This is a genomic window from Nitrococcus sp. (assembly GCF_059432795.1).
The window spans coordinates 1-4,605 of record NZ_JBXWZQ010000125.1 but is presented as its reverse complement, the minus strand read 5'-3'; the positions used below and the strand labels follow the sequence as shown (position 1 = coordinate 4,605).

6 protein-coding genes are annotated in these 4,605 nt (G+C 62.6%); 4 read left to right on the top strand and 2 right to left on the bottom strand.

Annotated features, from left to right (window positions below; all coding sequences use genetic code 11):
• Nucleotides 1–215: 215 nt before the first annotated feature.
• Complete coding sequence (locus AC52Q4_RS09710; RefSeq protein ID WP_495536598.1) at nt 216–857, bottom strand: phytanoyl-CoA dioxygenase family protein; 642 nt, start codon at nt 855–857, stop codon at nt 216–218.
• Between the two features lie 63 nt (nt 858–920).
• Entirely contained in the window at nt 921–1,364 is a 444-nt protein-coding gene (locus AC52Q4_RS09705; RefSeq protein WP_495536597.1) for a host attachment protein, read from the bottom strand.
• 271 nt (nt 1,365–1,635) lie between these two features.
• Between AC52Q4_RS09705 and AC52Q4_RS09700 the strand changes: the two genes are divergently transcribed.
• From AC52Q4_RS09700 to AC52Q4_RS09685, 4 genes are all read left to right on the top strand, one after another.
• The gene (locus AC52Q4_RS09700) at nt 1,636–1,908 is read left to right on the top strand and encodes a hypothetical protein (RefSeq protein WP_495536596.1); all 273 of its coding nucleotides are present in this window, start codon (nt 1,636–1,638) and stop codon (nt 1,906–1,908) included.
• Between the two features lie 334 nt (nt 1,909–2,242).
• Nucleotides 2,243–2,563 carry an ATPase gene (locus AC52Q4_RS09695; protein WP_495536595.1) on the top strand — a complete coding sequence of 107 codons (321 nt, stop codon included), beginning with the start codon at nt 2,243–2,245 and terminating at the stop codon, nt 2,561–2,563.
• A 3-nt stretch (nt 2,564–2,566) separates the two neighbouring features.
• The gene (locus tag AC52Q4_RS09690; protein ID WP_495536594.1) at nt 2,567–3,607 is read left to right on the top strand and encodes a V0D/AC39 family V-type ATPase subunit; all 1,041 of its coding nucleotides are present in this window, start codon (nt 2,567–2,569) and stop codon (nt 3,605–3,607) included.
• Nucleotides 3,608–3,615: 8 nt separating this feature from the next.
• The gene (locus AC52Q4_RS09685) at nt 3,616–4,473 is read left to right on the top strand and encodes a V-type ATP synthase subunit I domain-containing protein (RefSeq protein ID WP_495536593.1); all 858 of its coding nucleotides are present in this window, start codon (nt 3,616–3,618) and stop codon (nt 4,471–4,473) included.
• The last annotated feature ends 132 nt before the right edge of the window (nt 4,474–4,605 follow it).

Below are 4,605 nucleotides of genomic sequence, written 5' to 3'. Positions count from 1 at the left end.
GCGAGCGCGAGCCACACTGGGAGGTCTCTTGATGCTGGACGTCGCCGGCAGCAGCTCGCGCGTGCCGAGACCACCCCAATGGCCAATCGCGGCCTCAGTGAGCGTCGAGCGCCGGCAATCGGCGCCTGAATTTGGGCCAGATGCCCGGTTCCGGCCCGATGGGGCGCCTGTCGGTAAGCATGGAACAACTTGTTGCAGCGCAGCGCGAGTCGGCTTCACGGACTCAGGTTCCAGTTGTCCTGGGGTGTTTTACCGACGCAGGGAACGAAATGCTGGTGGGAGCCGGGGATGAGCATCAGCGGCCTGTTGAACTCGTTGTTGTCGGTCAACAGCAGCGAGGCGTTGACGGCACGCATGCGCGGCATTCCATCCTCGGCGTGCCAGGTTTCGAAATCCGAGTGCCAATAGAATCCACTGCCCTGAAATCCAAACTTGTCATTGATGCGCGATTGATGGATGTAGACATCCCCGCCCAGCAGCTGGCGCACCATGCCGAGAATGCGCGGATCACGGGTAAGCTTGTCATATCGTTCGGAGAGCTCGTGCATACCGAACACAAAGCGCAGCTCACCACTGTCCCGGTCCTTGATGACCTGATTCGAGTCCATCAATCGCTTGTCGGTGGCCATTTCCGCGAGCTCCTCGAAGAAAACGTCAATACGCTCCCGCGAGAAAAAGCCTCCGAACCAGAGAAAACCGTCGCGCTCATAGCGCGAGAGCGCCACTTCATCGAGCGGACCACTCCATCGACTTTGGTTTCGCGAATGCACCACCGGGTCGAGTCGCGGGAACATGTCGCGATGCTCTGACAATCTCGTCGGAAAAGGGTCGTTCGACATAGTGGGCCGGTCACTCATTGCTTACCTCTTTGTTCAAAGGGAAACAGCCGCCGGGTCTACAATAACGACCAGCCGGTCGATTCAGCTCGAGTGGCTCCGAAGCTCCTGCTCGATCCTGTCGACCGAGCTCTCGACGAGGTTTTTATCGACAGTAAATTGAACCCGTTTTGCGGTCTCCGCATCGATATTCGCACGTAACCGGCCCAGGAACCGGGGCTCGGCAATGAGGACGAGGTCGCTGAACGCTTCCCGTGTCCGCCCTTGTCTCAAATGCTCGGCGATCTCTTTGGCAAACCGCTCCGCATTGGTCTCTTGCGGCGTCGCATGCGGCTCGCTGCGGCGAAAGCTGCTGCCGGAACTATTGCTCATTGTTCCACCCTCGCCGCCGGTACGCAGATCCCCGTCATGCAATGCGCTCTCTCCATGCACGAGGTTGGTGGCCTCGTGCAACGTGTTTTCAGCTTTTTCCCGTGCGAAGACGCGTGCGCGAGCAGCGTCGGCTACAACGATCCAACTGGCTGACATGTCGATTTCCTCCAGCCGTTCTATGCTGGATAACAGGTGCCTTTTTGATCCGCGGCGGCAACCCGAGTTCCCGTCGCAAGCGTAACGCCGCTGTGCAAATGGCAGGCGCACTCGCTGCCCCCGGAGGTGAATCGGGCGCTGCGAGGAGGGTTTGGAACTTAACTGGCGGTACCCGATCTCTTCAAGGCAGGAGCGACTCGGAAGTGGCGCCCGGAACTCGCCGGAATCCGTGGTGAGCGCACCGGGCACGAACATGCGCGGGAGGCATTGAATGAACTCGGAATGGGAGCGCACCGAACAGCGCGAAAGGGAAGAAGCGCTGCTGCGAGAGATCGATGAAAAGATGCCACCGATGACCGACGAGTTCGCGCACACGCTCGATGGGCTCAGTCGGCTGGCCAGTTTCATCCATGAGGACGTGGACAATGCGCTACGCGCCGATTCGGGCGAGGTGCGCGAGCGTTTGGAAGAAATCGCCAGAAAGGCGGACATTCTAAGCAGTTGGCTACGCAGAAAAGCCGAGGAATACCAACGCGAGGCTTGATTGCGCTGCCCTGCGCTAGGAGCGGGGCGCTGCGGCGCGAAGCGCTGGCCGGTACAGACACGTGCGTGCCGGCATCGCTGATGCGGCGGTGCACACGTACTTCGCGGCGTTTCGAAGGGGTCGGCCGCCGGCGCATCCCGTGAACTTACCCCAGGCGCGCAGGGTCACTAGACACATTGGGATGACCGCTGATACGGCAAGGTTTCCGGATCGGGGGGCGGAATCAGCTCCCTTGGCGGTATCTCGTATGGCCGGGTCGGCCGGAGCGGGTCTTGGCGCAAGCCAGGTAACGCAACCGGATTGCGGCGAGCGCAGTGGATAAGCGGAGGGCTTCATGGAAGACACGCTCAAGCGCTTGCTCGATGCTGAAGAGCACGCGCGGACGCAGATCGAGAACGCCGAACGAGAGCGTGATCGGATTATCGAGCAGGCGCGGCAGGAAGCGCATGATGCTGAATCCCGGTTCGAACGGCGCATGGCCGAACTCCGTCAATCCAAGTTCGATCGTAGCGACGAGCAGGCCGAACAAGAGGTCGCCGAGCTAGAGCGGGAGCACGATCAGCAACTGCAAAACCTTGCGGAACAGGCGCAGCACAACCGCCGTGTGGCGTTGCAGCAAACGCTCGACTGGCTGCTCGATACGGAGAACCCGTGACCTATGCCGGCGGTACGGCGCTACGCCTATCTGCACGCGCGCACGTCCGGCTTGTCGAAGCGGCTGTTATCGCAACCCCGCCTGCGAGAGTTGACCGAAGAGAACCTCGACGGTGCGTCTTCCGCCCTGACCGAGGCGGGGCTGCCGCTGGAGGAGTCATCCGAGGCCCTGCGGCCAGGACGATTGGAACAGTATGCGACCAAGCGATTGGCGGAGGAAACCCTGGCTCTGCTGCGCGGGGTCACTGGATCGGCCCGCAGTCTGTTACGGCATTGGGCGCGGCGCTTCGATCTGGTGAATTTCAAGGTCATTGTGCGTGGCAAGCTCGGTGGTTGGACGGCCGAGCGCATCGAGCGTCACCTGCTGGACCTCGGAGCGATGGCGAGCCTGCCGTCGCGAGAGCTTATCGAGTGCGAAGGCGTGGATGAGATGCTGCGCTATCTCCGAGGCGGGTTCTACGCCGACATGGCCACTCAGGCGCTGCTGGCCGAAGAGCAGGGGGGCGAACTTTTCGATGCGGAGGCGGGGCTGGATCGCGGCTATCTCAGCGGCCTGATGGATGAGGTCGATCGGCAACCTCGCGGTGAGCGGGCGGCCTTGCTGCGGTTTTTGGGTCCCCATTTGGATCGGCATAGTCTGGTCTGGTTGCTGCGCTATCGTTTCACACTCGGGTTGAATCCCTCGCATGCTTATTTTCTGCTGGAAGCCCGCGGTCAGTATCTGACCCGCACGCTGCTTGCGTCACTGGCCCGCGAAGAGAGCGTGGATGCGGTGTTGGCGCAGCTGCCCGAGCCGCTCAAGGCGCAGCTCCCCGAGGCCGCCGGGATCGGCGAAATCGACCGGGCGCTATTGCGCCGCGAACTCCGCGCGGCCGCCCATGTGCTGCGCCATGAGCCATTCCGTCTGGGCCGCATCTTGGCTTACCTCTTGCTGCGTGAGCAGCAGCTCAATCAGCTGCAGGGAATCGTCAAGGGCGCGCGTTTCGAGCTGCCGCCCGAGGATGTCCGCGAAGCGGTGCTCGCTGCACAAGCGCAATCCGGCTAGGAGGAGGCATGTTTACGCCACTGGCGATGCGCCACGTCAACTGCTATCTGCTCCGTGAGAACGGCCAAGCCGTGGCGCTGGAACTGGCGAGTGAAGGGGTTTTCCACCCCGTGCCGGCGCAGGACGCAGCTGATCTGCCCGACCGTCCGGCCAATGAGCATCGCAAGGCGTTTCTCGCCGCGCGGCATACCCTGGATAAGACACTGAGCTATCTCGGCCTGCGCTGGCCGGAGCGCCCTGAGTCGCTGCGGGTCGTGACGGCGGACGAGCTGGGGCAGCTGCGAGAGCGGCTGCGGCCGATTTGGCGCGAGTGCGCAGCCAATGAAGCGCAGCAGCGTCACCTCGCGCAAGAGGGCAAACGGCTTTCACAACTGCAAGCGGTGCTGCGGCATTACCAAAACCTGGACGCCGATCTAGGGCTCTTGCAGAGCCGATTGCGTTTTCTCGACGTGCGGATCGGTACCTTACCGAGTCGCAGCTTGGCGCGACTGCAGCGAGCCTTGAAGGGGGAGCCTTTTGCGTTGCACGTTTATCTGCGCTCCGAGGACACGGTGCATGTGACCATCGCCGGGCTCTCAGGTCGGGAGAAGCACATGGATGACGTGCTGCGGGCCGCTTCATTCCGGCTTCTCGATCTGCCGGCGGAATTTCGCGACCGCCCCGAGCAGGTTCACCGCGAGCTTGCCGAACGCGCCGGAGCGCTGGAGGAGGAACGCCGCGATCTTTGCCGGAACATCGCGAGGCTACGCGAGCAACACCACGAATTTCTGCGCGCCGCAGCGCAGACGATCGTGCTTGGCGCCCCCTATGCCGTGCTTGCTGAAGCCGTGGCGGGGCGCGGCAAGCTTGTCCACCTCGCCGGCTAGGTCCCGGAAAAACGCCTCAAGGCGCTCGCGGCGGCGCTGCGGCGTGTCGAATCAGGGGTTGTCTACGAAAGTCGGCGCCCCGAGCGGTGCGAATGGACCCACGTGCCCTCGGCAATGCGATATCCGCAATGG

What these genes read in the sequence shown, in the direction of transcription:
- AC52Q4_RS09710 (WP_495536598.1), bottom strand. Translation starts at nt 857, where the DNA reads ATGAGTGACCGGCCCACTATGTCGAACGACCCTTTTCCGACGAGATTG.
- AC52Q4_RS09685 (WP_495536593.1), top strand. Translation starts at nt 3,616, where the DNA reads ATGTTTACGCCACTGGCGATGCGCCACGTCAACTGCTATCTGCTCCGT.
- AC52Q4_RS09695 (WP_495536595.1), top strand. Translation starts at nt 2,243, where the DNA reads ATGGAAGACACGCTCAAGCGCTTGCTCGATGCTGAAGAGCACGCGCGG.
- AC52Q4_RS09700 (WP_495536596.1), top strand. Translation starts at nt 1,636, where the DNA reads ATGAACTCGGAATGGGAGCGCACCGAACAGCGCGAAAGGGAAGAAGCG.
- AC52Q4_RS09705 (WP_495536597.1), bottom strand. Translation starts at nt 1,364, where the DNA reads ATGTCAGCCAGTTGGATCGTTGTAGCCGACGCTGCTCGCGCACGCGTC.
- AC52Q4_RS09690 (WP_495536594.1), top strand. Translation starts at nt 2,567, where the DNA reads ATGCCGGCGGTACGGCGCTACGCCTATCTGCACGCGCGCACGTCCGGC.